This window comes from Mesorhizobium onobrychidis (assembly GCF_024707545.1).
GTDB lineage: Bacteria > Pseudomonadota > Alphaproteobacteria > Rhizobiales > Rhizobiaceae > Mesorhizobium > Mesorhizobium onobrychidis.
On record NZ_CP062229.1, the window covers coordinates 6,485,383 to 6,510,581 of the forward strand.

Sequence of the window (25,199 nt, forward strand, 5' to 3'; positions counted from 1 at the left end):
CCAATTCCGAACGGCGGACACCGATCGTCGCGGCTGGCGTCAGTCGTCCAGCCGGATCGATTTTGCACCACCGATGTGCGCGCTTCCGCACTCAACGCCTGACTCCGGCGGACCTATTTCGAGGGTGTCTCGGAGGCAGATGCTGTCCCGACAACACGAAAAGGAGAAGTCATGGGAAAGCTTGAGGGTAAGGTTGCAGTCATCACGGGTGGATCGAGCGGCATGGCGCTGGCGAGCGCCAAGCGGTTCGTTGAAGAAGGCGCCTATGTTTTCATCACGGGCCGGAGACAGGAGGCGCTGGACGAGGCCGTCAAGCTGATCGGCCGGAACGTGACCGGCGTGCGCGGCGACGCGGCCAATCTCGACGACCTCGACCGCCTGTTCGATACAGTCAAGCGGGAAAAGGGCAAGATCTCGTCCTGTACGCGAGCGCCGGCACGGGCGAAGCCGTCCCACTGGGCGAGATTACCGAGCAGCACTTCGATGCGGCCTTCGGCCTGAATGCGCGCGGCACGCTCTTTACGGTTCAGAAGGCGTTGCCGCTGTTCAGCGATGGCGGATCGATCTTCATGACCGGGTCAGTTGCTTCGATCAAAGGTTTTCCTGGTTACAGCGTTTATGCGGCGAGCAAGGCGACGTTGCACGCATTCGCACGCGGTTGGCTCAATGAGCTGAAGGGCAGGAATATCCGGGTGAACGTGCTGCACCCGGGGCCGATCGCCACACCGATGCAGGACCAAGTCCTCACCGAGGAGGCGAAGCAGATGTTCGAATCCCTGATCCCGCGGGGAAAGATGGGTCGTCCTGAGGAAATTGCAGCGGCCGCGCTGTTTCTTGCTTCAGACGATTCGAGCTTCGTGAATGGGGTGGAATTGTCTGTCGACGGCGGCTTCTCGGCCATCTGAAATCGGGCCGGATCGGGGAAGCGGCTGGCCGTCCGGCCGCGTGGAGGTCGTTCACGGCGGGACGCCTACGCGAACGTCGCCACGCAGCGAAACGGATACCCAGCGCCGATGAAGGCCGGGGAATCAATATCAACACGGATCGGAGAAATATTATGAGCTATGCGATTATAGGATTCGGTGCGGTAGGCCAGGCCCTCGCCCGCGCCTTCGCCCGTAAAGACATCGACGTGACCGTCGCGAGCCGCCGACCGCCCGAGGCGTTGGCGCCGCAGGCTCGGGCGATTGGACCCACGGTCGTCGCCAAGTCGCTGCGGGATGCAGTCGAGGCCGACACGATCATCCTGGCGGTCCCGTTCTGGGAGCACCGCGAGGTGGCGAAGGCCCTGCCGAGCTGGGAAGGCAAGACAGTCATCGACGCGACGAACACGTTTGGAGTTCTCCCTGAAGAGCTGGACGGCCTCCCGTCCTCCGCCTTCGTCGCCAAGGCGTTCACCGGCGCCAAGCTCGTGAAAGGTTTCAATCACCTGGTTGCGGCCACCCTGGCTGCCGATCCGATCGTCGAGGGCGGGCACCGGGTCGTCTTTCTGTCGAGCGACGACGAGGACGCGATCGCTCCCGTGGCGGCCTTGGCCAAACAACTTGGGTTCGCACCCGTCAATCTGGGAAAGCTCAACGAGGGTGGCGCGCTGGTGCACGCACGCGGCCGCACTTGGGGTCAGCTCATCTTCCAGGATTTGTTCAAGAAGGAGCAGTAATCGATCTACGACCGTGTGATCGACGCCGAGAACTGGTCGCGCGCGCTAACTTCTTCGAGCAGCGCGCGACCGAATATTTGAAGGCCACAAAGTCGCGAAGGTTGGGGTGGGCCTGACGGCGTATGGGCGCCGTTCGAAGAGCGGGGAGACGCCCGACAGAGCGGCAGATCTGCGGGTCGCCTAGAATCTATCGACTGCTATCGATGGCCAGGATTCGCTCGAGCGTCCTCTGCTATCCGGTACTACTCCACGGTACTCCCCTTCATTCCCACTCAATCATCAATTAGGTCTATATCTGTTTGTTTTAACTGATCAAATTTTATCATCTTGCCAAGTAATACCGTCAATAATACCGTCAGATTCTTACGCTGTTGAAAACACTGAAACAATGTGGTCGCCGTCGCGGTATGCACACTTTTGACTGCATCATTTACGCCATCCGTGGAGGTCAAAGCCGGAGTTCACAGACCATAACGCAAGGACGGTCTTGTTCATGCTCGACGGCCCTAGGATTGTCGTCGACCTACGCACTCGCAGTCGTGCTTTCTCGGCTCGATCCGGTCGCAGTTCTTCGCAGTGCCGATTTGGCCGAGTTCGAAGGCGTAATGGCACAGCTTCAAAGCCGCCATCAGGATCCGGGCTTGGCGCGCGATGGTCCAAAGCGCGGGGAGACGGTCCTGCCGATCAAATCCGTGATCGCGAACGCCATCTCCGGTGCCCGCCCCTCACGCGAAAGCATGATCCGAGACATGCGGAAGAGAATCGAAACCCTAAGCGCCGGGTTGAAGAGCCGCCTACCGCACGGCAGATCTGCGCGAGATCTTCTGCGCTCGACCGCGTCGACGGCGAGACGCTCGCGTGATCTCCAAGACCGGCTCGTGGGAGACGCGCCAGTCCGGCGGACAGGAGATTGACGTGCAGGGCATACTCCGCGTGCGGGAGAGCAGCGATGCGAATTCAAACCCGTGATGGAGAGTGGCTGGCCGCTCGGACCAGGCAAGAGATGTTCGAGTGAACATCGGCCTCCTTGCAGGCAACGGCGCCGCGACAATCACGAAACACCAGGCCGACCGGACAGTAGGTGGCGGAAAAAGGTTGCTTTACCCACACATCAGAAAAGTAGCCTGACCTCAAGGTTGATACCGGCCTCAGCACCGCTCTGCTGGTAGAGGGCGGCATCCACCGCACCCTTTCGGCATGGTACCCTAAGGAACATCGATTGGCTCAGGCGATCCTTTGCTCAGCTGTATGACGTTTGCATTGTTCCGCAGACCCGTCGCGACGACCGACACCCGGGCCACTGCGCTGTCGCCGCCGATCGCATCGAGCTTGTCGGTGGCCCGGGTGCGCCGGGCGAGCTGCTGCTGTAGCAACTCACCAAGATCGGCAAGCCGACGCTCGCCTTCCACCATCTCAATTGCGAGCCGGTCGAGATCGAGGCTTTCGAGCAACGACCGCGCGTGGATGATATCGTCCACCGCGAGCTCGCTCGAGAGTCGGTATTCAAGTTCGGTGACGGCGCTCTGCAAGCGATCTCGCTCGCGAAGCCGTTCATCGCGCTCCACGACTACGGCCAGAGTGTTCACCCAGTCGCCGAGCTGGACGAAAATCCGGAGGTTGGCTTTGGCGCGGCCGAGCAGCGCGGCGGCTTATGGATCGCTTGGAGCTGGGGCACGTGCCGCATGAGGCGCTGCGTGCCCGGTATCACGGAGTTCTTCCACGCCGTCCTCGGTCCGGAGGTGGCCGCGCGCGGCGCTTTCCGCGTCGAGGCGCGGCGCTGGCCGCAAATGGAATGGCGCTGCGCCGTTTCGGGCGGCTAGGCGCGACGCAACGCTGCCGCCTGCCGGGTTACGGCCGGAACGGCGAAGATTTTTTGCTCTACGACTGGACAAGAGAAAGCTGGAACCATGTGCCTTTTTCAAAAGCCGCCGGCGCTGAAGCCGCTGCCACCGACACCGACCATTGCCGACAAGGACGTGCAGGCGCGCGAAGCAGCGCTTCGGGCTGAACTCGAGCAGCGCCAGGGCACCGCCGGCACGGTTAAGACCGATCTGTCGCCGAGCGAGATCACAGGCCAGCGCCGCGTGTTGGTAGGGGGATGAGATAGGCGCGATGAAACACACGTTCAGGAACCGGGCGCTGGCCTGGTGGTATTGGCACCGGCATGCGAGGCAGGTGAAGCGGCGGGGTGTGGGCATAATCTCCCACCTTGAGGGCCCCTTGAGGGGGAGATTATCCCGAAGGCGACAGCGGGGGTCGGCACGTGTTGAAGCGGCTTATCGGGGACGGAGGATGCCCGCGCTTTACGCGAGACGACCCCTCTGCCCTGCCGAGCATCTCCCCTCAAGGGGTCATCAAGGGGGGAGACTACGCTCTCACCCCGGCTTGCGCGCGAACGCCCAGACCATCAGCGGATATTCCTCATCGTTGCTGAGGTCACGCCATAGGCCGTAGGCGCGCACTGGGCCGCCGATATGGGCTTTTGCGCAGACTTTGTTGCCCCAGCCGAACACTTCTATCCCGGACTCTGCGAAGCCGCCTTCGACCATCATCTGCTTCAGGCCGGCAGGGGTCCAGCGGTTGTAGTCGTGCGGCCTGGCATGCACCCTGAACAGGAACGGCGTCGCCACCATCGCCCAGCCGCCCGGCCGGGTCATGGCATGGATATTCTGTGCCGCGGCAAGCGGCCGCTGCACATGCTCCAGCACCTGATCGGCGATGACGACGGAATATTGCCGGTCGGTGCGGTCCTTGCAGATGTCGAATTCGGGGAAATCGTCCGAGGTATAGTTGGAGCACATCGTCTTCCAGTAGCGGTTCCAGCCGGGCGAAACCTCGATCACGTCAGATGATTCGCGGCCGTCCGCTTCAAGAAACGCGGTGAACGCCTCAATCTGTCTTATGCGCAGCCAGTTGCGGGAATCGTAGCCGATCAGCCGTTTTGCAACCTGCTTGCTTCGCCTCGTCAGGGCGCCGGGTAGGCTTTCCGTCATTATCAAATCGATCTCCCTGAAGCCCGCCGCGCTTCCTTGAATATCGCAAAAGCGAACGAAATTCGACCGGCCCCTCGAAAAGATCTGGGCCTCGAACAAGCTGATACCACCGAAGAAAGAATGCTATGATGATCGATTCCCGCGCCCACGATATCCTGTCGAGACAGGCGGAACTGGAGAGCGAGCGCCAGTATGAGGCTGCCTGGGAGGCGGTGTCCGCGACCCGGACGCGCTCGATGTCTGAAGTGGGCGCCGGGGCGTCGACTCGCAAGCCGAGCGGCAGGAGCGCCCGTGTCTACGCCAACACCATCAACTCGGCCGCCTCACATTCACCGATACGGATTTCACCTGGCGACATGCATTGGCAGTTTGTCGGTCAAGTACGCGGGACTCTACGTCCTTACGACACATCGGAGTATACTCTGATGTAGCAAGGTAGCCTAACGCCGACAACTATCGAGGTCGAGGATCCTTGTTAATCAAAATGCTGTCACAATCGACGACGCCGGAACATGGAATCGTTTTCGAGCCCGACGATTTACAACTCTATATTGAAGCACCGGGGTGAGTACCGGCACCGACCCAGCCAACTGGATGTCGGTCGACGACTTCCTAGCGAGACGGCCGATTGGCCGGCACACTTGGGAGCGCCCGACAATCTGGTTGCGCTGCTGCGTACGGCGCTCGCCTAGGACGAAGGCTCGCGAACAGCCCCGGAACAGGCGGATGACTAGGGTCGACGGATCAAGGATCTCAAGGAAGGACTAGTATATTAGCTACGGTGAATGAACTAAATCGTTGAATGACCATGATGAGCCGGACGAGGGTGAAGAGAAGCATTTCCGGATATGCCCTTGGTGCGGTCAGCGGATGGACATGCGGGATCTTGCGCAGACGATGCACGATGGACACCGGGTGATCGCCACTGCCGGCCGTGAGTTGATGGGCACCATTGCACTCCCATCGGATTACTCATCCGGTATCTGAACTCATCTGAACCGGCCTTTGCAGACGCGACTCAGCGGAGATTTTATACAACCGTCGTCGTTTTGTTTTATCGAACCGAGCCCGGCATCTTCTTCCTAACCGAGTTTACGTCGAACCCATTGCGCTCTTGGACGCCAGTGATCAACGCGTTTCCCATTCCCGCCTCACCGCAGCTCATCGGTACTTTAACGCTCTGCTCGATGCAGTGACTGATGACGGCGGCGATCAACATCGCTTCGGGCCCTCTTTAACTGCCACCTCAAGCGCCTGGCTTAGAGGCACCGCCTTGGAGAATAGGAAGCCCTGAGCAGTTCTGCAGCCGAGCTTGTACAGAATTTGCCGGTCCGCCTCTGTTTCGACGCCCTCGGCCATGACATCGATCCCGAGCGCCCGACCAAGATCGATCACGGTTTTGACAAGCAGCCGGTCCTCCCGAGACTTGGCCAAGCCGCGAATGAAGCCTTGATCTATTTTCACCTTGCGTATCCGGCTGTCCTTGAGCGATGCCAACGTGGAAAAGCCGGTGCCGAAGTCATCGAGCGCGATGGAAATGCCGGCATGTGAAAGCCGTCCGAGCTTTTCATCCAGTCTTTCCGGGTCCACTGGAGATTCTTCGGTAATCTCGATTTCGAACATCGTTGCAGGGAGGTCTTTTGCCGCCAGACCATTCAGAACCATGTCGTCGATATCGCCGGCTTCCAATTCGCGCGGTGAAACATTCATTGCCACACGAACATCTCGACGGTCAGCTTTCACCAGGCCGTCGATAAGAGCACAACAGTCGGAGAATACCCTTTGCGTTAACAGTTGAAGCATTCCGGTTTCGCGCGCGGCTGTCATGATTTCGGGTGGAGAGATGGAACCATGGATCGGATGGGACCATCTCAGCAAGGCTTCAAAACCGATCACGGCCTCGGTATCGAGTCTTACGATGGGCTGGAACCAAGGTGCCACCCTTCTCGCCTCTATCGCCGAATGAAGGTCGCGTTCGATGGACTGGCGACGTTGCAATTCCCTGTCGAGTTCGGCATCGAACAGGCGAAATTCGTTCCTGCCACGACGCTTGGCCGTGTAAAGAGCGACATCCGCCCGCAGCAACATTTCCGTCAGCCCCGGCCTTTCAGCCAAGTATATTCCGATCGATGCACCGATCCGGACGGACGCGACCTCACGATAGGGGCTGGCGACTTTGGCTATGATGTTGGATGCGAGGGTACTGGGAGAAAGCGAACTCCTGAGTGAGGGAAAAAACAGCACAAACTCGTCGCCGCCGATACGGGCGAGCGTTGAGCCTGCCGGCGCTTCCTGCTCTATGCGGCGGGCGATCATGGCGAGCAGTTCATCACCGGTCCTGTGACCGTAGGTATCGTTGATAGATTTGAAGCCGTCTAGATCAATCAGCATTGCAACGAACGGGCCGTCTGTATTCTCGAGCTGATTGATCGCGTGTTCGAGGCCCCGTCTGTTGAGAAGGGCCGTCAGGGGGTCCTCTCTGGAATTGCGCTCCATTTCCGCCGCAAGCCGCTCCGCCTCATGTCTCAGGCGGCTTGCTTCGCGGAAGCGGGTTTGCCCTACAAACGAGCTTCGAACCAAGCCGCCCATGAAAAGCAGAACGGCAAAGGCCAGAACGTAATCTTCAAAGTTGCCTTTCGCCGACAAGCACCCCACCGTGATCAGGAGTGGCGGTGTGATGAAGTTGGTCGCTACTGCCGCGTATGAACTGCCGTATGTAACCGCACCAGCTGAAATGCCCGCCAAAATGATCAGATGCAGCGGCGCTTGAGGTGTCGTGTAGCCAACAGTAAGGACGGCAAGAAAGGACCAGGCAAACCCTGCCAGAAGAGCAAGGACGCCAAACCAGCGAAGCTGCTGCGAAATCCCTGTTACCGTCTCCTTTAGCTGATAATGGGCGAGTGCAAGGCGGGCGGCATTTATCGCATTGACGACTAAGAACCAGATTGCGGCGGCAAAGCCGTTCCCGGAAAGGGCCTGCACGGTCAAAATCAGGCCGGATAGGACCATGCTTATCGGCATTGACACGAAGAGACCTGCCCTCAGATCACAAAGCTGATCCTGAAGGATTCTGGCCTCCAGCGCGTCTTCTTCTTTCAGGGTCGGGCGGGTCAGCTTGCATCTCCTGCTTGTACGCAGCACATGCCTATGCAAGCCTACTAAAGGAGGGGTTAACTACTCAGCGCGATATCAGCGTTTGGGCTGATAAAGCGCTGACACAATGCCTCTTCGGGCGACATTTAGCGCCTGCCGCGGGAAGCTGTCGCCTCTGCGTGCAGGGGCAGCGACTACTCCGGGGAATGTAGCCACTCTGTCCCAAGCGCCCCCAATACACGAGCAAAAGTCCAAAGCTGCTGGTACGGTTTCATCGCCTAAGCATGGCCGAAATGCCGTGCCGCACAAAGGGAACATGTTGGGCGAACCGAAGCCCCACATGTCTTGCAAGCCGCGCCGCCGGGTGCTCGCTTGAGTAGAGTCCGACGAGAATGTTCGTGCTATGGAAGAGCGGCGCCGCTGACAGGCGCAGCCACCTTTCGTATCCGTGCAGCATGTCGGAATCGGCAATCTCGCGACCGTCGCGACATGCTGTTAGGATTCCATTGGCGAGTTGCTTCTGGCTGCTGATACCGATGTTGAAACCATGCGCAGTCACTGGGTGCATGCCGATAGCAGCGTCGCCAATGAGTGCGGCGCTCGGAGCTCGGAATTTGTGCGCCCAAGTCGTGACCAGCGGGTAGGTATAGCGCTTGCTTGCCAAGGTCATTTTTCCAAGGCGCCCTCGACACCGGTTCGTCAATTCCCTCAGAAACAAATCGTCGCGGAAGGCAAGCAGTCTCTCGGCGTCGTTTGAGCGGAGAGTGAGCAGCAGCGACGACACGCCCTCCGCCAGGGGCAACATCGCTATCGTTTGATGGTGATCGAACCATTCGATTGCCACCTGGTGGTGGGCGTGCTCATGCCGCACCCGGCATATTAGCATCGAGTAGCCAAGCCGATTGATATCGGCGCCTATGCCGAGCAGATCACGAGTGGCGGACAGACGTGAATCGGCGGCAACGACAAGCCTAGCGTTCAACTGCATGCCATCAGACAGCGTTACGACTGCTCCTGTCTGGCTGGTTGTTGCATCTACGACCGAGTGGCCGCACAGGAGCCGCGCGTGTTTCTGCAAGTGGATGATCTTGAACAGCGCGTCGCGGATCCGGCAATTTGGGACCAAAACTCCGAGGGGTTCTCCAGACCCGCTGGGAGGATCGAAGCGCAGAGCGAAAGGGCTCGAACCGTTTAGCACGCGCGCGCCGTGAAGCGGTGATTTGTCCGAAGCGGGGATGGCGTCCCAGGCGCCGAGCTCGCGAAGGATTCTGATCGAGGCGTGGGTCAGCGCGATTTCGCGACCATCAAAAGGCGGATTGGCGAGACTATCGATTGAGTTCTGTTCGACAACTGCGACTTTGAGTTGGCTTTGAGCGAGTGATGCAGCGAAGGAAAGGCCGACCGGCCCGGCTCCGACGACAACAATATCGAATCTTTCATCAGGGCCGCCCATCAGCGTGACGCCGTCGCGGTGGCTATCCTCGTGAGACGCTGGTTGAGTTCAGCCTCCTGTTGTGCGCTGCGTTCCAATGCCCATCGCACAGCCTCAAGGCGCAGGGCGGGAGAATCCGCATAAATCAGCAACGAAGCAGGCAATCGCCTCAAACGCGTACGCGGGTGATCGGACCAGCGCTCGCGTCCGCGCAGCCAAGCACATAGCCAGCCACCAAGCGAGATTGTCACGTGGGCGGTTTTTGACCGACGCAGCGCCCATACCTGCCTGTATGCAGGGTCGGCTCCAATCAGGTCGTGGAACTCGTCAACCAGAGCACGGACCGGTGGACCACCCGCCAGACAAATGAAAATGTTATTTGAGGCTTCTGATGACTGCATGTTGTCGGCATTCATTGGTTGAGAAGTGGCCTCTCCATACGGCGACAGCGCTGAATTCAGCTTTCCAGCAGCCACACTTGCATGGAGCCTTTCGCCCGATTGTCCCAGAGATAATATGGCAGAGCGGTTAGCCGACAGCCTGAAACGATCGGGGGCGCATTCCTGTACAGGCTGTCTCCCCACCCTTGGTCTTCGACACGCTCCGCGGAGGCAGTCAGTGTGACCACGCCGTCGAAGAGATCGCCCCGTTCCACCGTTTCGATCCAGGCGTCTCGCGGCAGTTTGAGCTGCTGCACCGCCCCCCCGGGATTGTCGACCTCTTCAACGCAATAAACCAACGGCCCGCGCTTGAGCGCCACCCGGCCGATGTCCTGCTTGACCAACGGATGAGCATAGATGCGCTCGGGAGACATCGGTAGCTCGAGGGCGATGATGTCTCCGGCATTCCATAGCCGCGAGATCGAAAGATAGCCATTTCTGGTGCATGCCGTCACGTCGACTGCACATCCCCCAACCGAGGCTTCGGCTTCATGAGCCCAACCGGGAATGCGGAGGTTGATGGTGAACTCGGCCGGCGCGTGAGGGCTGACCTCGATCCTGATCGAGCCGAATAACGGATAGGCGCTGGTTTCCCGTAGGAACACATTGCCCGTAGCGAGCTGGATGTTCGTCGAAATGCCGCCGTAGAGATGGAACGCGATTGCGTTTTCACTGGCCGAGACGAAATAGCCTCCGACCGAAGCAATAAGACGAGACGTATTCATCGTGCAGCATGGGCACGGGTGCCAGGCCCATCTGCTGCGTCGCCCATCGCTCGCGAGCGGATTGGAGTAGAAATAGCGCTCGCCATCGCGCGAAAGGCCGGTCAGCGCTCCATTGAACAAGGCCTGTTCCAGAACGTCGGCGTATCGGCCGTCGAGTTCGAGATGCAGCATGCGATGTGCCCAGAAGATCAGGCCAACCGACGCGCAGGTCTCCGCATACGCCGTATCGTTCGGCAGGTCGTGGTCCTCAGTAAAGCCCTCATTCGCTGCAGCCGGACCCAAGCCGGACGTGATGTAGATTTTCGAGGAGATGACGTCGGCCCAGAGCACCTCGCATGCTTTCTTGAGGCTGTCGTCATTCAGTTCCGCCGCGAGGTCGGCCATGGCAGAAAGCATGTACATCGCTCGGACCGCGTGTCCGACCACCTTGGTTTGCTCGCGCACCGGCCTGTGCGATTGGTTGTACTCATATCTTTTCGCCCAGAGATCCCTGAGGTTCTCCCCGCGCGCGACCGCTTCCTGATCGAAGTAGTGCGGCTGGCGCCCGCGCTCATTAATGAAATAGGCCGCGAGATCGAGATGTATTCTCTCTCCCGTCAAGCGATAGAGCTTAACGAGAGCCAGCTCGATTTCCTGATGGCCGCAATAGCCGCGCTGCTGGCCGGAGTTCGGGCCGAAGGTCTTGCGCACATGGTCAACATAGCGCTCAAGGATGTCCAGGAGCCGGCGCCGGCCCGTCGCGAGGAAGTAGGCGATGCCGCCCTCGAGCAGATGTCCAAGATTGTAGAGTTCGTGATTGTCGCGCAGGTTGGTCCAGCGCTTGTCGGGCTCGCGCTGCAGGTACCAGCAGTTCAGATAACCGTCGGGGGCCTGCGCCTTTTCGAGATCATCGACGATCTTTTCGATCCGTGCCTCGATGTCGGGGTCACGCCTGTGTGACAGCGCGTAGGATGCTGCTTCTATCCACTTGCCGGCGTCGGAATCCCAGAACACCTGCCCGAAATCGTGCTGGTTGCCTGGGACGTTCAGTGGCAGCGACTGGTTCGGCAGTGTGAGGGATAGCAATACACCTTGCTTGCCAAGCTGGACGTGCTGGCTGGGGATGGTCCGTGTCAGCACCGTCTCCAGCCGCTCGCGCCAGAATTGCCCCTCCAGCGCGACATCAGCGAACCGAACTGGCTTGAACTCGCTCATTCGAACGCATCGGCTCCTGAAATGACGTGCACCGGCCCGCTCGCGGCTTCGACGGTGCCCGCGCCACCAGCGAACACGGCCAGCACCTGATGCCGCTCAGCTTCCGTCCGGCTAGGCATGCGTTTCCCCTTGAAAGACTGGTCGATTGAAATCAGGCCGACGAGGAGTCAGCACTGATCTGGGTCAGCCAGACACGACAAACCCGCGCCGCGGGTACACGATCGACCGGTCGATCCGCTCCGTTGCACTTGGAACACGTACATCGCCAAGCGCTCGTCCGGCCGTGCGAGGTACTTCGTGGCATCAGCCGCTTGCATCGCGGAATAGGCGACGCGGTCTTCGAGCGACAGAGGCATTTCACAAATCCGGCTTGGGAGGCTAGCTGTGGAGCCTCAGCGACGAGGCCGACGGGCTGACGACCCACGCCCGCACAGTCGTCTGCACGGCGGCTTGAATCAGCGTTCCGGCCTCTCCTCCCGGTCAATGAGGATACGCTCGGCGGCTCCATCGAGATCCTCGTATTGACCGCTCCTCAAGGCCCACAGGAAGCCGGACAGTCCCAACGCGCCGAGAAAAAGAGCGACAGGTATGAGATAGACAAGCGTCGTCATGAGGATCGTGCCAATGCGCCGATACTGGAACGTTTGCCGTGCGTACGAACCGTCTCGGGTGGGCTCGCTGCAAAGCCTTGCAGCCTCAGCGCATTGCCAATGACAAGCAATGAAGAAGCCGACATCGCGATTGCCGCGATCAGCGGCGTGACGTGTCCCAGGATAGCGATCGGCACGGCGATGGTGTTGTAGACGATTGCGATGGCGATGTTTTGCCGGATCAGCCGTCCGGCCTTTCGCGAGACGTCGAGGGCAAGGGGTACTACCGAAAGGCTTTCGCGCAGGAACACGAAATCCGCTGCTTTGCGGCCGACATCGGCCGCCGTCGCTGGAGCGATCGAGACGTGTGCCGCGCCCAGCGCAGGTGTGTCGTTGAGGCCATCGCCAACCATCAGCACCTTGTGGCCATCCTTCGCGAGCGTTTTGATACACTCGACCTTGCCCGACGGAAGCAGCGCCGGGACAAAGTGATGGATGCCCAACGTCGCCGCGACCTCGCCACAGGCAGCTACAGTATCGCCAGACAGCATTTCCACGGAAACCCGCGCGTTGTTTAATTGCTCGATAGCCGCTCTGGCGTCTGCACGCAGCACGTCCTCGAAGATAAAGGCCGCCACGATGATCCCGTCTTTGGTCAGAACCGTTCCGCCGTATCTGCTTTCCTCGCCGGCTCGGGCCTTCCACCCGGCCCAGCCGCGTCGGCCAAGCCGCCAGGTGCTGCCAGCGGCGGTGGCTTCTATCCCGAAACCAGGGTGCTCGCTGACGGACTCGAGCTTCGGCTCACCGCCATAGCCGGCACAGCCGGCTATGGCCCTTGAGAACGGGTGGCGGGAATGCGCCGCCATGTCGGCAGCGATTGCCAGCATGGCCGGATCGATCGATGACGCGTTGACGAGCCGGGGCTGTTCGAGCGTAAGCGTTCCTGTCTTGTCGAACACCGCCGTGTCGATCGCCGCCAGGCGCTCCATGGCCGAACCATCCTTGACCATGACGCCGCGTTCGAACAGACGCCGCGCGGCGACCACCTGCACGATTGGCACGGCGAGACCGAGCGCACATGGGCAGGTGATGATAAGAACGGCGATGGCGATCGTCATTGCCCGGTGCCAGTCGCCGGTGGCCACCATCCAGCCAAGGAACGTCACGAATGCGGTCAGATGGACCACTGGAGCATAGAGCGCTGAAACGCGATCGGCGATCCTGCGATAACGCGCGCGTCCGCCCTCGGCGGCTTCCATCAACCGGACCATTTCGGCCAGGAAAGAATCCTTCGCGGCGGCCGTCGCCTCGACGGTCAGCGGGCCTGTGAGATTGAGCGTGCCGGCCTGCACCGATTCCCCCGATGTCACGGTTCTGGGTGTGCTCTCGCCGGAAACCAGAGAACAGTCGAGATCGGAAGAGCCTCGAATGATCTTGCCGTCGACGGGGATCCTTTCGCCGGCGGTGATCAGCAGCTGCAAGCCAGGTTCGATCTCCTCAACCGGCAGGTAATCGCGCGAACCGTCCTCGCGCAGCACCATGGCGCCCCGCGCCGCCAGCCGTGACAGGCCGTTGACGGCGGTCCGGGCACGCTCGCGCATCACGTGATCCAGCGTGCGGCCGATCAACAGGAAGAACAGCAGCGACACCGACGCGTCGAAATAGGCGTGGTCGCCATGGTTGATGGTCTCGTAGAGGCTCATTGCGTAGGCGAGCGATACGCCAACCGCAATAGGCACGTCCATGTTCATGCGACCGTGACGCAACGCATTCCATGCCGAGCGGAAATAGATTCCGCCGGCGAAGGCGAGCGCCGGGATGGCGATCAGCGCCGAGACCCAATGGAACAGGTCACGCGTCGCCCCTTCAGCGCCTGACCAGACCGAGACGGAAAGCAGCATGATATTGCCCGCAGCAAAGCCGGCGACCGCGACGGCCCGGATCAGCTCCGAAAGCGTTTTATCCTTCTCGCCAACCTGCGGGTCGAACAGATGCGCCGCGTAGCCCAGCCGTCCAAGCGCGGCGGCGAATGGCGGAACCTCATTCCCACGCCACCGGATCGATACCCGTTTCGTCGACAGGTTGACCCGAACGCCCTCGATGCGATCGAGCTTTCCGAGAGCCGTCTCGATCGCCTGGATGCAGGCCGCGCAGTGAACCGTCGGCACCGACAGATCGGTCTGGCTAAGGTCATCGCCAAGCGAGCGGCTTGCTAGCCTGATCTCGTGGCTAGCTGGCAAGCTGGATGTCGCCCCGTCCAGATTCAGCGCCATTTCAGCGCCCGGCGCACAGCAGCTCATAGCAGTGCTCCCTGAGAAACCATGATCCGCCGGACGTCGCGATAGGGTTCCGTGAGCCCCGCATCGGCATCGACTTCTACGATCCAGACGCCGTCCCTTGGCGTATGCTGGGCGGCAAATTCCTGGCCCGAGGCGAGCGCGAGACTGACGGCTTTATCCTCGGCCTCGTAGGCGGGATGACGGAACAAGACCCTGACGCCGTGCAACTCGAGCGGTTTGCCGGCGGCATCGCTGAGGCTGTAGCGGACCTCGCCCCATGCGATGGTCAGTTTTCCGGTCCAGCCGAGTGCGGCCTGCGCGCGCCCTTCCTCGGCCTTTCGGTTGAACTGCTGGCTCGCGACATAAGTGTTTTCGACGATAAGGCCGGTCCAGCTCGTTGTGGCGAGTGTCGCCAAGGTTAGGTTCACACCAACGATCACGCCGAAAAAGCTAAGAATGATAAGCAACATATGCCTGCCGGTGAATTCGTGGGGCCTTCGCGCATTGACGCTCATCTAACGATCTCCGGTGCGTTGAAGGTGGCGGTGTATTCGTCCGTTTCGAAACTAGCCTTGTCCTCGACGCGGAATTTGAACGTTTGGGTTGCGCTTCCGACCTGGTCTGTCGGCTGGCGCACGAAAACCTTCAGCATCTTCAGGCGATCGGGTTCGACCGCGACGGCGAAGGACCGGTCTGCGGGAAGGTCGATGCCAACGACGCTCATCTCGGCGCCCCGCAGGCCCTGCATGGTGACAACGATCGTCCTTGGCTCGGGGATCATGTTGAGCAGCTTGACTGTGTAGCCGTTGCGAATCGAACCGTCGGACAGCGTGACGAACTGCGGGTTGCGCTCGTGCAGAACGTTGACCTCGAGCCGGTCGCGCGTCAGCAGCGAATAGAGCAGCGCAATGCCGACCGCCGACCATGCACCCATGTAGATGAAAGTGCGCGGCTGAAAGACCTTGCGGATATGGAAATCGGCCAATTTGTCGGAGAAAGCGCCGCCTGCAGTCGCCACCGCCATGTTGGCGTTGTAATCGGACAGCGTCGCATAGGAGATCAGTCCGCGCTCCTTGCCGAGTTTGTCCATGACGCTTTCGCAGGCATCGATGCACAGCGCGCAAGTGATGCATTCGAGCTGCTGGCCATCTCGAATGTCGATCCCCATCGGGCAGACGGCGACACAGGCATTGCAATCGACACAGTCTCCGACCGACTGCCCGGCGGCCTGGACCTTCTTGGCGTGCCGCGAGCGAGGTTCGCCGCGCCAGTCGTTGTAGGTCACGGTGAGCGAATTTTCGTCGAGCATGGCCGCCTGAATGCGCGGCCACGGGCACATATAGGTGCAGACCTGCTCGCGCATCAGCCCGCCGAATGTGTAGGTGGTTGCCGTCAGCACGCCGATGGTGATGTAGGCGACCGGCGCAGCGGTGCCAGCGAAGACCTTGCCAATCAGCGATGGCGCATCGGCGAAATAGAAGATCCAGGCGCCGCCGGTCGCTGCCGCTATGACCAGCCAGATGGCGTGTTTCGACACACGCAGCACAAACTTGCGTGCAGTCCACGGTCCGGCGTCGAGCTTCATGCGGGCATTGCGATCTCCCTCGATCGCGCGCTCTACAGCCAGAAACAGATCGACCCATACGGTCTGCGGACAGGTATAGCCGCACCAGGCTCTGCCAACTGTGGATGTGATCAGGAAAAGGCCGATGGCGGCCATAACGAGAAGGCCGGCCACATAGAAGAACTCCTGCGGCCAAATTTCGATGAACAAGAAATAGAAGCGGCGGTTGGCAAGATCAATCAGCACGGCCTGATCGGGAGCAAATGGACCTCGATCCCAGCGCAGCCAGGGCGTCAGGTAGTAAATGGCCAGCGTGATCGCCATCACCAGCCACTTGAAGCGACGGAAATTACCCGAGATTCGCTTAGGGAAAACCTTCTTGCGTGGGGCATAAAGCGGCTGACGGGTGTTGGGGAGGTCGATCGCTTGTGCTTCGGGCGGTTCTGTCTGCGTTTTATCACGCACGTAGCATCTCCAGTCCCGCAGCCGATGTCAGGGCCGCCCGTGGAACAGCCTCCCCGTAGGGCGGTCCGTGCCGCAGCCGGAATGGTGTCGAGGCCCGGCTCACGCCGGGCCCCGTCGCTTGGCAGGGGGAGGGCCGAGAATAGGCTTCCGTTCCTATTCTCCGCCGCCAAGCGAATGGATATAGACTGCAAGTTCCTTGATCTTGACCTCGCCGAGACGCCCACCCCAAGCCGGCATAACGCCATGCTTGGGGGCGCGGACCTGCGCGGCGATTGCCGTTTCGTTCGACCCGTAGAGCCAGATCGCATCAGTCAGGTTGGGTGCGCCAAGCTCCCTGTTTCCCTTTCCATCATCACCATGACAGGCGGCACAATTCTCGGCAAAAACATCGGCCCCGACCAACCTTTGATCGCCAACAGCGCCGGAAAGACTCGAGACATAAGTGCTGACCTGTCTAATCTGCTCGGGTGTAATGATGTCACCAAAGGCCGGCATTTCCGACAGGCGCGTATCGGGATCGGAGGCAAAGCGGATGCCATGCGTGATTGTCTCCTGGATCTGATCGGCCTTGCCGCCCCACAGCCAGTCGTCATCATTCAGGTTGGGAAAACCCTTCGAACCCTGGGCGCCGGAGCCATGGCACTGAACACAATTGACCTTGAACGCGGCGCCCCCCGCAGTGATGGCGAATTCACGCAGCGCATCGTCGGCCGCGATCTCCGAGACGGTTTTGGCCTGAAGGGCGGCAACATACTTGCCCTTGGCGACCTCGGTCACCGCAAGCTCGTTCTTGACATCGTTGCGGCTCGAATAGCCAAGCACGCCTCGGGTGGCGGATCTCAGCATAGGCCATGCGGGATAAGCGATCGTGTAGCCGATCGCCCAGACGATGGTGACGTAGAAGGTGATCACCCACCAGCGCGGGAGCGGATTGTTGAGCTCCTTGATCCCATCCCATTCATGGCCGGTGGTCGAGACGCCGGAGACTTCGTCAATGTACTCACCGCTCATGATCAGTCGTCCTTGAGAGGGATTTGAGCAGCTTCATCGGCTCGCGTCCTGCTGCCGGGACGGAGCGCAATGGTGATGCATCCGACGAAGAACAGCGCCATAGCGAGCAGGCCCCAAGTGTCGGCAAACGCCCGCATGAAGTTGTAGGTCATCACCATTTCTCCTCAGCGGTAACCGGCGGCTTCATCGTAGTTTTTGAAATCGACCAGAGTGCCAAGCATCTGGAGATAGGCGACCAGGGCGTCCATCTCGGTGACCTGTTGCGGATCCCCATCGAAGTCACCGAGCTTGGCCTTTGGATACCTCGCTTCAAGACCGGATGTGTCGACGTTAGGATTCGCCTGCGCCATGAGATCGGCATTCGCGTTGGCGATCATGTCATCGGAGTACGGCACGCCCACACGGCTGTTCGCGATCAGGTGCGTCGAGAAGTCCTTCACCTCGATCGGCCTTTCCTTCAAGAACGCGTAGCTCGGCATAATCGATTCCGGAACCACTGAGCGCGGATCCACAAGATGCTGAACGTGCCATCCGTTCGAGTAACGGTCGCCGACGCGGGCGAGGTCCGGTCCAGTCCGCTTCGATCCCCACTGGAAAGGGTGATCGTACATAGACTCAGCCGCCAGGCTGTAGTGTCCATAGCGCTCGACCTCGTCGCGAAATGGCCTGATCATCTGGCTGTGGCAGAGGTAGCAGCCCTCACGCACATAGATGTTGCGCCCGGCGAGTTCGAGCGGCGAATAGGGCCGCATGCCTTCGACCTTCTCGATCGTATTGTCGAGATAGAAGAGCGGTGCGATTTCGACAGTGCCGCCGATCGTCACCACCAGGAGGGAACCAACGAGAAGAAGCGTGGCGTTCTTCTCGATAAGCGCGTGTTTGTCCATCAGGCCCATTTTCAGGCTCCTGATCGCGCTGGTCGGACGGCGGCGATAGGACGCGGCATCGGTTCCTCCTCGCGTTGGTAGCCGAGGATTGTCATGGTGACATTCCATGCCATGATCAGGGCGCCGGACAGGTACATCGCGCCGCCGATGGCACGCATGATGTAGTAGGGATGCATGGCGGCCACAGTTTCGGCGAAGGAGAAGACCAGGAAGCCCTGCTCGTCGTATTCGCGCCACATCAGGCCCTGCATGACGCCAGAGACCCACATCGCCGCCGCGTAGACGACGATCCCCAGGGTCGCCAGCCAGAAGTGCCAGTTCACCAGCCGCAGCGAATAGAGCCGGTCGCGGTTCCACAACTTGGGCACCATAAAATAGATCGCGCCGAACGAGATCATGCCTACCCAACCGAGCGCGCCGGAGTGCACGTGCCCGATGGTCCAGTCGGTGTAGTGCGATAGCGAATTGACCGTCTTGATCGACATCATCGGGCCTTCAAACGTCGACATGCCATAGAAGGCTATGGCCATCACCATCATGCGGATGATCGGGTCCGTCCGCAGCTTGTCCCAGGCGCCGGAGAGCGTCATCAGACCGTTGATCATGCCACCCCAGGAGGGCATCCAAAGCATGATCGAGAACGCCATGCCGAGCGTCTGGGCCCAGTCGGGCAAGGCGGTATAGTGCAGGTGATGCGGGCCAGCCCAAATATATAGAAAGATCAGCGCCCAGAAGTGGATAATCGACAGGCGATAGGAATAGACAGGCCGGTTGGCCTGCTTGGGCACGAAATAATACATCATGCCGAGGAAGCCGGCGGTGAGAAAGAAGCCGACGGCATTGTGGCCGTACCACCACTGCGTCAAGGCATCCTGGACGCCGGAGAAGGCTGAATAGCTCTTCGAACCCACAAACGAGACGGGCATCGACAGATTGTTGATCACATGCAGCATCGCGATCGTCACGATGAAGGATAGGTAGAACCAGTTGGCGACGTAGATGTGCGGTTCCTTGCGCTTCAGGATGGTGCCGAGGAACAGGACCAGGTAGGCGACCCAGACGATGGTCAGCCACAGGTCTACATACCATTCGGGCTCGGCATATTCGCGGCTCTCGGTGATACCGAGCAGATAGCCCGTCGCAGCCATAACGATGAACAGCTGATAGCCCCAGAACACGAACCAGGCGAGATCGCCGCCGAACAGCCTGGCGCGGCAGGTGCGCTGAACTACGTAGAGCGACGTGCAAAGCAGCGCATTGCCGCCGAAAGCGAAAACCACGCCGGATGTATGCAGCGGCCGCAAGCGGCCGAAGTTGAACCAGGGCTCGATGTTGAGATCCGGGTAGGCAAGCTGCAGCGCGATGACGACGCCGACCAGCATTCCCACCACGCCCCAGAACATAGTGGCGATTGCACCGTAGCGGATCGGCCCATCCATATAGGCGGATGGGTCGATTGCAGCAGGCGCTGCGAAGCTCGTGTTCCGAAGAAGAATGGCGATAAAGCCAAGCAGCACGATGAGCAGCACCAACATATGCTGCCGAAAAGGTTCGTCCACCCCGAAGCCGGCAGCCACCAGGGCCGCAAAAGCAACCAGGCTTAGAAGGACGATCTCTGTGCCGAATTTCATCGCAGGTCCCGATCTCGAATCCGGTGAGCGCCAAATCCACTGTGCACTCATTGCGCAGCCGCCGCCTGTTCGCCCTGACCCATGTCAGGGCCGCAAGATTTTTCGGCAGCTAGGTTGACCTAATGTCGGCGTATGAAAGGCAGATGTCGGGAGGAACCGCGCCACGGCGCGTGTTTTCGCTCGCCTTGCTTTCCGCCTTGCTATGCTCGACTGCACTGGTTGGCGCGAGCGGAAATGCGGCCGCTTTCGAGATCTTCGGCATCAAGCTGTGGGGATCGTCGGAAGATGAAGATGCCGACATCGTCGATCCGCTGCGCTATGCGGTGACCATAGAGGCGCCCGACGCCGACGAGGATCTCGCCGAAAAACTCGAAAACGCCTCGGCGCTGAAGGACGACGAAGAACGTCCGGTCTCCGGTTCGCTCGGCCTGCTGGCCAAGGCGCGTGCCGACCGCGATCAGCTTGTCGCCGCACTTTACGCGGACGCCCGCTACGAGGGCGTCGTCACCATCACCATCGAAGGCAAGCCGCTCGACGATTTGCCGCCTGACGCCGAATTTTCGGGTCCGCAGCCGATCCCGGTGGTGATCAACATTGCGACCGGGCCGAAATTCACGCTTGGCGACATCAGGCTGGAGGGCGATGCGGCGGGGCTGGCGGGCGCCGATTTCGGCCTGATCGCCGGCGGCGATGCCGGTTCCGGTGCCGTGCTCAAGGCCGAGGCGTCGATCGTGCGGGCGCTCAAAGAGGAAGGCAGGCCGCTGGCCAAGGTGACGGACCGCGAGATCGTCGCCGACCACGCCACCTCGACGCTCGACGTAACGCTGACCGTGGCGGCCGGGCCGGTTGCCGGCTACGGCGACACCACGGTCGAGGGCACCGAAAAGGTCGACCGCGATTTCACCGAATATATGACCGGCCTGAAGCGCGGCCGCCAATATTCGCCGGAAGAGATCGACGAAGCGCGCGACCGTCTGCTCGGGCTGGAAGTCTTCAACAGCGTGACGCTGAAGGAGGCCGACGGTCTCGACGCCGACGGCAACATCCCGATCGGCGTCGAAGTAAGCGAGCGCAAGCCGCGCTATTTCGGCCTTGGCGGTACCTTCTCCAACACCGAGGGGCTCGGCCTCGAAGGCTATTGGGGTCACCGCAATCTGTTCGGCCGTGCCGAAAAACTGCGCATCGAGGGTGAAATCAGCGGCATCGGCAGCAACGAACTGACCGAGCTGAACTACAATGCCGGCATCATGTTCGAAAAGCCGGGCATGGTCGGGCCGGCGTCGAAATTCTTCGCCGGCGTCAGCACCGTATTAGAGCATCCCGACGCCTACGACAATTTCTCGGTCAAGGGCAACACCGGCCTGTCTTATGAACTCGACAAGCAGCAGACGGTTTCCGCCGAAGTCGCGCTCGACTATTCGAAGATCACCGATTCTTTCGGCAAGCACACCTATCTGATTGCCAGCGTTCCGCTGCGATATGTCTATGACAACCGCGACAACCGGCTGAACCCGACGACCGGATTCAGGGCGCTGGCCTATGCCGAGCCGAGCTACGACATTTTGAACGGTGCGGCCTTCGTCAAGCTAAGAGGCGAAGGATCGGCATATCAGTCGCTCTATGCGGCCTCGAAGTTCGTCTTGGCCGAACGTGTCGCCATCGGCTCGATCATCGGTGCCGGCCTTCAGGATGTTCTGGCCGACCGGCGCTTCTATTCCGGCGGCGGCGGCTCGGTGCGCGGTTATGCCTATCAGGGCATCGGTCCGAAGGACGCCCACGGAGAGCCGATCGGCGGGCTGTCCTTCTTCGAGACCTCGGTCGAGATGCGCATCGCCATCACCGACACGATCGGCGTCGTGCCGTTCGTCGATGCCGGCACGGTCTCGACCAAGCAGTTCCCGGATTTTTCCGACATTCAGGTCGGCGCCGGCGTCGGCCTGCGCTATATTACGCCGTTCGGACCGCTGCGCATCGATGCGGCGGTGCCGCTCAACCGGGGTCCCGATGACCCGCATTTCGGCATCTATGCCGGCATCGGCCAGGCGTTCTGATGACAATGGTCAAGCGCATCCTCCGCATTGTCCTTTTCACGCTGCTCATCGTGGTGGCGGCGGTGGTCGGTGCGCTCGTCGTGCTGACCAAGACCGAGCGCGGCCGCGCCAACCTCGCCGGCATCATCTCGACCGTGGCGTCGACCGATGACCGGAAGGTCACGGTCAGCGGCATCGACGGCATCTGGTCCGGCGCGCTGACGGTCGACCATGTGGTGCTGGAGGATCGCCAGGGCGCCTGGCTGGTGGCGCGCAAGGTGGCCGTCGATTGGTCGCCGCTGGCGCTGCTGTCCAAGAACTTCAGTGCTGATTGCCCGCGGCCGAGCGCATCGAACTCGCACCTCGGCCGGTGATCGGTACGCAGCCACCGGCGCCGAAGCCGCGCCGCTGACGGTCGAGACGGTGCTCAACGTCACCCGCCAACACGGCAAGCAAGGCAATGATGATGCGAACGTCCGTTTTTCGCCGGCGGACAGCAAGTTCGCATAATCTCAAGACGTCGGAGCCGGCCGGCGGCGTCATCGCGATCTGTTCGGTCAGCCGGATGCGCCTCCGCATCGTCGTTTCGGTCACCGGGTCGGGCGTAGAGGCGATCGCGGGCGATGTGGATGAGGCAACGTCTGCAGAGCGGCAATCTTGCCTCCACCGGCCGGTTACGCGTTGGCCACCCTAGCATGGTCATTGTGATCCGTTAGAAAGCGCGGAAGGCTGTTGCGATCGTGCTACGCGGCTCCATCGAAGGCTGGCGGCGACACGCATAGAACGCGAACATGTCCTGCCGCGGACCCGAATAAGCGACGTGGGCCTCGCGGGTTAGGGTTGCCGCGCGCCTAGGCCGCCACAGCGCTGCTCCAGCCGGCTCATGCTGTCCACCATCACATGGCGTGTGTTCTCGATCCGGATCACGCCGTCAGCCCGCAATCGCGTCAGCTGCCGGGTCACAGTCTCGTTCGTAATTCCGAGGAAATCAGAGATCTCGGCACGCGTCAGCGGCAGATCGAAGGACGCTGACCTGGCTGCCGGGTCAACACTGGAATCCATATTCCGAGCGATCATGAGGAGAAAACTCGCCACCTTTTCCGATGCGGTCTTGCGCCCCAACGTCACCATCCACTCGCGTGCTTCATCGAGTTCATTCAGCGTCTGCTTGAGCAGGCGATGCTCGAATTCCGGCGACTTCTTCATCATCCGTTCGACGGCTGCCCTTGGAAACGAGCACAGCGTGACAGCTGTCACCGCTTCCGCATTGATCGAGCTTTCCACCTTAAAAGGACGTCCCACAAAATCCGGTGCAAACTGGAGACCGACGATCTGCTGGCGCCCATCCGAAAGGCTCTTTGTCAGCTTCACCACGCCTGAAAGCACGTTCGAATAGCTGTCGACCGCCTGTGCGTCGCCGATCAGTTCCACTCCTGACTCGATCTGGCGCCGAGAGCAAGTCTTGGCGAGCCCAACCAAATTATCTGGATCGAGCGCACCGCAGACGCCGCGACGCCGTGCCTCGCATGAGAGGCAAAGAACGGGAATGCCGGAAGTATGAATGTCTTGCCGTACTGTCATGCGCTCGCTCCACCCGATCCCAATTGCCGGCAGGATACCAATCTAGGGTAGAGAAATCCTTGCGGCAGTTTGTCCTTGCTCGTGGTTTGATCGAAGTCAGGGATTTGGCTCACCAATGCGTCCAGAGTTCCAGCGATGCAAACACGGTGGACAAGGACATGCAATCGGCATTAGCTGCCAGGATTGGCGAGAACGTCCCGCGCTATACCAGTTATCCGACTGCGCCGCATTTTCACGCAGGTGTCGATGCCGCCGTTTATCGCGACTGGCTGGAGGCACTCGAAAGTGGCGGCGAGATCTCGCTTTATCTGCACATCCCCTATTGCGACAGACTGTGCTGGTTCTGTGCGTGTCATACCAAGCAGACGCGTCACTATGAGCCGGTGGCCGCCTATCTGCGGTCGCTAAAAGCGGAGATCGCGACGGTTGCGGGTCTCGTCAGCAGCAAGGGGCATGTCCGCGCAGTCCACTTCGGCGGCGGTTCGCCCACCATGCTGAAGCCCGGGGACATGGTGGCTCTTGGCACGTTTTTGCGCGACAGCTTCGATTTTGTCTCGGATACGAAAATCAGCGTCGAGATCGATCCAAACGAGATGGATGAGGCGCGTCTTGATGCGCTCGCCGGAATCGGCATGACCAGGGCGAGTCTCGGCGTCCAGGATTTCGATCCAAAAGTGCAAAAGGCAATCAACCGCGAGCAAAGCTTTTTGCAGACGAAGGCTGTCGTCGACGGAGTTCGCTCCCGCGGGGTCGGTTCTGTGAATCTGGACCTGCTCTACGGCTTGCCGCACCAGACCAGGGAGAGCGTCTGTTCCACCCTAGCGCAGGCGCTGACCCTGGAACCGGACAGGATGGCGTTGTTCGGCTACGCGCATGTGCCCTGGTTTAAGAAGCACCACACGATGATCGACGAAGTGTGGCTGCCGGGCCCTGCTGAGCGGTTCGTCCAATCGCAACTCGCTGCGCGAGCGATTATGGATAAGGGATATGAAACAATTGGGCTCGATCATTTTGCCAAGCCGGGCGGTGCCTTGGCGATAGCGTCCCGCGCAGGGGCTTTGCGTCGCAATTTTCAGGGCTACACCGAGGATCGCTGCGAGACTTTGATCGGACTTGGCCCCTCGTCCATCGGACGTTTTCGCCAGGGCTACGTACAGAACAAGACTACAACCGCCGAGTACGAAGGCATGGTTGCGCATGGCGGGCTGGCGACTGTCCGGGGTATCGCGCTTTCCGACGACGACCGCGTTCGCGGCTGGATCATCGAAAGGCTGATGTGTGATTTCGCCTTCTCGGCAGTGGATCTGGTGGAGCGCTTCGGCAAAGCCGGCCAGAAGCTCCTTCTTCAGTCAAGTACCATGGCCCTCCACGATCCCGTTCGATTGCTTGAACTCGATGGCGACAGTTTCGTCGTGCCGGCTGAAAGTCGCCCCTTCGTCCGAAGCATCGCGGCCAAGTTCGACAAACATTTCCAAAGCGGAACGGCCAGGCACTCGGTCGCGGTTTGAGCCAGATGGTGCGGTCGCGGTTTGAGTCGGTCGCGAACCGACTGCTCGACGTTTGACTAGCCATTGGCGACTTAGCAACAAGACGCGTTCAGAACCTGATGGGAAAGTCGTTCGCC

The 25,199-nt window shown here is 60.5% G+C and carries 23 protein-coding genes and 1 pseudogene; 8 read left to right on the forward strand and 16 right to left on the reverse strand.

Annotation, left to right across the window (positions count from 1 at the left end; translation table 11 throughout):
- Positions 1 to 171 precede the first annotated feature (171 nt).
- Together IHQ72_RS32055 and IHQ72_RS32060 are read left to right on the forward strand one after the other, a co-directional pair.
- Positions 172 to 905: pseudogene (locus IHQ72_RS32055) on the forward strand (SDR family NAD(P)-dependent oxidoreductase).
- Positions 906 to 1,057: 152 nt separating this feature from the next.
- The gene (locus tag IHQ72_RS32060) at positions 1,058 to 1,660 is read left to right on the forward strand and encodes an NADPH-dependent F420 reductase (protein WP_258119726.1); all 603 of its coding nucleotides are present in this window, start codon (positions 1,058 to 1,060) and stop codon (positions 1,658 to 1,660) included.
- A 1,205-nt stretch (positions 1,661 to 2,865) separates the two neighbouring features.
- On the opposite strand, the gene IHQ72_RS32065 is transcribed toward IHQ72_RS32060, so the two are convergent.
- Positions 2,866 to 3,138: a hypothetical protein gene (locus tag IHQ72_RS32065; protein WP_258119727.1), complete on the reverse strand. Its 273-nt coding sequence runs from the start codon at positions 3,136 to 3,138 to the stop codon at positions 2,866 to 2,868.
- Here IHQ72_RS32065 and IHQ72_RS32070 point away from each other — a divergent pair.
- Both IHQ72_RS32070 and IHQ72_RS32075 read left to right on the forward strand, forming a co-directional pair.
- On the forward strand, positions 3,121 to 3,480 hold the full coding sequence (locus tag IHQ72_RS32070; protein WP_258119728.1) for a hypothetical protein: 360 nt from the start codon (positions 3,121 to 3,123) through the stop codon (positions 3,478 to 3,480). The genes IHQ72_RS32065 and IHQ72_RS32070 overlap by 18 nt on opposite strands.
- An 87-nt stretch (positions 3,481 to 3,567) precedes the next feature.
- On the forward strand, positions 3,568 to 3,762 hold the full coding sequence (locus tag IHQ72_RS32075; protein ID WP_258119730.1) for a hypothetical protein: 195 nt from the start codon (positions 3,568 to 3,570) through the stop codon (positions 3,760 to 3,762).
- Positions 3,763 to 4,035: 273 nt separating this feature from the next.
- On the opposite strand, the gene IHQ72_RS32080 is transcribed toward IHQ72_RS32075, so the two are convergent.
- The gene (locus IHQ72_RS32080) at positions 4,036 to 4,653 is read right to left on the reverse strand and encodes a methyltransferase domain-containing protein (RefSeq protein ID WP_258119732.1); all 618 of its coding nucleotides are present in this window, start codon (positions 4,651 to 4,653) and stop codon (positions 4,036 to 4,038) included.
- 798 nt (positions 4,654 to 5,451) lie between these two features.
- On the opposite strand from IHQ72_RS32080, the gene IHQ72_RS32085 reads away from it, so the two are divergent.
- On the forward strand, positions 5,452 to 5,640 hold the full coding sequence (locus IHQ72_RS32085; RefSeq protein ID WP_258119734.1) for a hypothetical protein: 189 nt from the start codon (positions 5,452 to 5,454) through the stop codon (positions 5,638 to 5,640).
- A 225-nt stretch (positions 5,641 to 5,865) separates the two neighbouring features.
- Here the strand turns inward: IHQ72_RS32085 and IHQ72_RS32090 are convergent, their stop codons facing one another.
- The 13 genes from IHQ72_RS32090 to ccoN form a co-directional block, all read right to left on the reverse strand.
- On the reverse strand, positions 5,866 to 7,794 hold the full coding sequence (locus IHQ72_RS32090; RefSeq protein WP_258119736.1) for a putative bifunctional diguanylate cyclase/phosphodiesterase: 1,929 nt from the start codon (positions 7,792 to 7,794) through the stop codon (positions 5,866 to 5,868).
- Between the two features lie 223 nt (positions 7,795 to 8,017).
- Positions 8,018 to 9,199, reverse strand: a complete 1,182-nt coding sequence (ubiM, locus tag IHQ72_RS32095) for a 5-demethoxyubiquinol-8 5-hydroxylase UbiM (RefSeq protein ID WP_258119738.1) — start codon at positions 9,197 to 9,199, stop codon at positions 8,018 to 8,020.
- A complete protein-coding gene (locus tag IHQ72_RS37250; protein ID WP_374120293.1) occupies positions 9,199 to 9,594 on the reverse strand; it encodes a globin domain-containing protein in 396 nt (131 codons plus the stop codon). Before IHQ72_RS37250 ends, ubiM begins: the two co-directional genes overlap by 1 nt.
- A 41-nt stretch (positions 9,595 to 9,635) precedes the next feature.
- A complete protein-coding gene (locus IHQ72_RS32100) occupies positions 9,636 to 11,537 on the reverse strand; it encodes a glycoside hydrolase family 127 protein (RefSeq protein WP_258119740.1) in 1,902 nt (633 codons plus the stop codon).
- The gene (locus IHQ72_RS32105) at positions 11,534 to 11,656 is read right to left on the reverse strand and encodes a hypothetical protein (protein ID WP_258119741.1); all 123 of its coding nucleotides are present in this window, start codon (positions 11,654 to 11,656) and stop codon (positions 11,534 to 11,536) included. Before IHQ72_RS32105 ends, IHQ72_RS32100 begins: the two co-directional genes overlap by 4 nt.
- A 336-nt stretch (positions 11,657 to 11,992) precedes the next feature.
- A complete protein-coding gene (ccoS, locus tag IHQ72_RS32110; RefSeq protein WP_258119742.1) occupies positions 11,993 to 12,148 on the reverse strand; it encodes a cbb3-type cytochrome oxidase assembly protein CcoS in 156 nt (51 codons plus the stop codon).
- Positions 12,145 to 14,427, reverse strand: coding sequence for a cation-translocating P-type ATPase (locus tag IHQ72_RS32115; RefSeq protein ID WP_258119743.1), 2,283 nt, complete (start codon positions 14,425 to 14,427; stop codon positions 12,145 to 12,147). Before IHQ72_RS32115 ends, ccoS begins: the two co-directional genes overlap by 4 nt.
- On the reverse strand, positions 14,424 to 14,921 hold the full coding sequence (locus tag IHQ72_RS32120; protein WP_258119745.1) for a FixH family protein: 498 nt from the start codon (positions 14,919 to 14,921) through the stop codon (positions 14,424 to 14,426). The genes IHQ72_RS32115 and IHQ72_RS32120 overlap by 4 nt, the downstream gene beginning before the upstream one ends.
- Positions 14,918 to 16,435 carry a cytochrome c oxidase accessory protein CcoG gene (ccoG, locus tag IHQ72_RS32125; RefSeq protein WP_258119747.1) on the reverse strand — a complete coding sequence of 506 codons (1,518 nt, stop codon included), beginning with the start codon at positions 16,433 to 16,435 and terminating at the stop codon, positions 14,918 to 14,920. Before ccoG ends, IHQ72_RS32120 begins: the two co-directional genes overlap by 4 nt.
- A 153-nt stretch (positions 16,436 to 16,588) precedes the next feature.
- Complete coding sequence (ccoP, locus tag IHQ72_RS32130; RefSeq protein ID WP_258119749.1) at positions 16,589 to 17,446, reverse strand: cytochrome-c oxidase, cbb3-type subunit III; 858 nt, start codon at positions 17,444 to 17,446, stop codon at positions 16,589 to 16,591.
- Positions 17,447 to 17,448: 2 nt separating this feature from the next.
- The gene (locus IHQ72_RS32135) at positions 17,449 to 17,598 is read right to left on the reverse strand and encodes a cbb3-type cytochrome c oxidase subunit 3 (protein WP_258119751.1); all 150 of its coding nucleotides are present in this window, start codon (positions 17,596 to 17,598) and stop codon (positions 17,449 to 17,451) included.
- Positions 17,599 to 17,610: 12 nt separating this feature from the next.
- Positions 17,611 to 18,342, reverse strand: a complete 732-nt coding sequence (gene ccoO, locus IHQ72_RS32140; RefSeq protein WP_258119753.1) for a cytochrome-c oxidase, cbb3-type subunit II — start codon at positions 18,340 to 18,342, stop codon at positions 17,611 to 17,613.
- 2 nt (positions 18,343 to 18,344) lie between these two features.
- On the reverse strand, positions 18,345 to 19,964 hold the full coding sequence (gene ccoN, locus IHQ72_RS32145; RefSeq protein WP_258119755.1) for a cytochrome-c oxidase, cbb3-type subunit I: 1,620 nt from the start codon (positions 19,962 to 19,964) through the stop codon (positions 18,345 to 18,347).
- 122 nt (positions 19,965 to 20,086) lie between these two features.
- Between ccoN and IHQ72_RS32150 the strand changes: the two genes are divergently transcribed.
- Together IHQ72_RS32150 and IHQ72_RS32155 are read left to right on the forward strand one after the other, a co-directional pair.
- The gene (locus tag IHQ72_RS32150) at positions 20,087 to 22,015 is read left to right on the forward strand and encodes an autotransporter assembly complex protein TamA (protein WP_258119757.1); all 1,929 of its coding nucleotides are present in this window, start codon (positions 20,087 to 20,089) and stop codon (positions 22,013 to 22,015) included.
- A gap of 5 nt (positions 22,016 to 22,020) precedes the next feature.
- Positions 22,021 to 22,368, forward strand: coding sequence for a translocation/assembly module TamB domain-containing protein (locus tag IHQ72_RS32155; protein WP_258119758.1), 348 nt, complete (start codon positions 22,021 to 22,023; stop codon positions 22,366 to 22,368).
- A 460-nt stretch (positions 22,369 to 22,828) separates the two neighbouring features.
- Here the strand turns inward: IHQ72_RS32155 and IHQ72_RS32160 are convergent, their stop codons facing one another.
- Positions 22,829 to 23,575: a Crp/Fnr family transcriptional regulator gene (locus tag IHQ72_RS32160; protein ID WP_258119760.1), complete on the reverse strand. Its 747-nt coding sequence runs from the start codon at positions 23,573 to 23,575 to the stop codon at positions 22,829 to 22,831.
- Between the two features lie 158 nt (positions 23,576 to 23,733).
- Between IHQ72_RS32160 and hemN the strand changes: the two genes are divergently transcribed.
- Positions 23,734 to 25,083 (forward strand): oxygen-independent coproporphyrinogen III oxidase, encoded by a 1,350-nt coding sequence (gene hemN, locus IHQ72_RS32165; protein ID WP_258123999.1) that lies wholly within the window; start codon positions 23,734 to 23,736, stop codon positions 25,081 to 25,083.
- Positions 25,084 to 25,199: the final 116 nt, after the last annotated feature.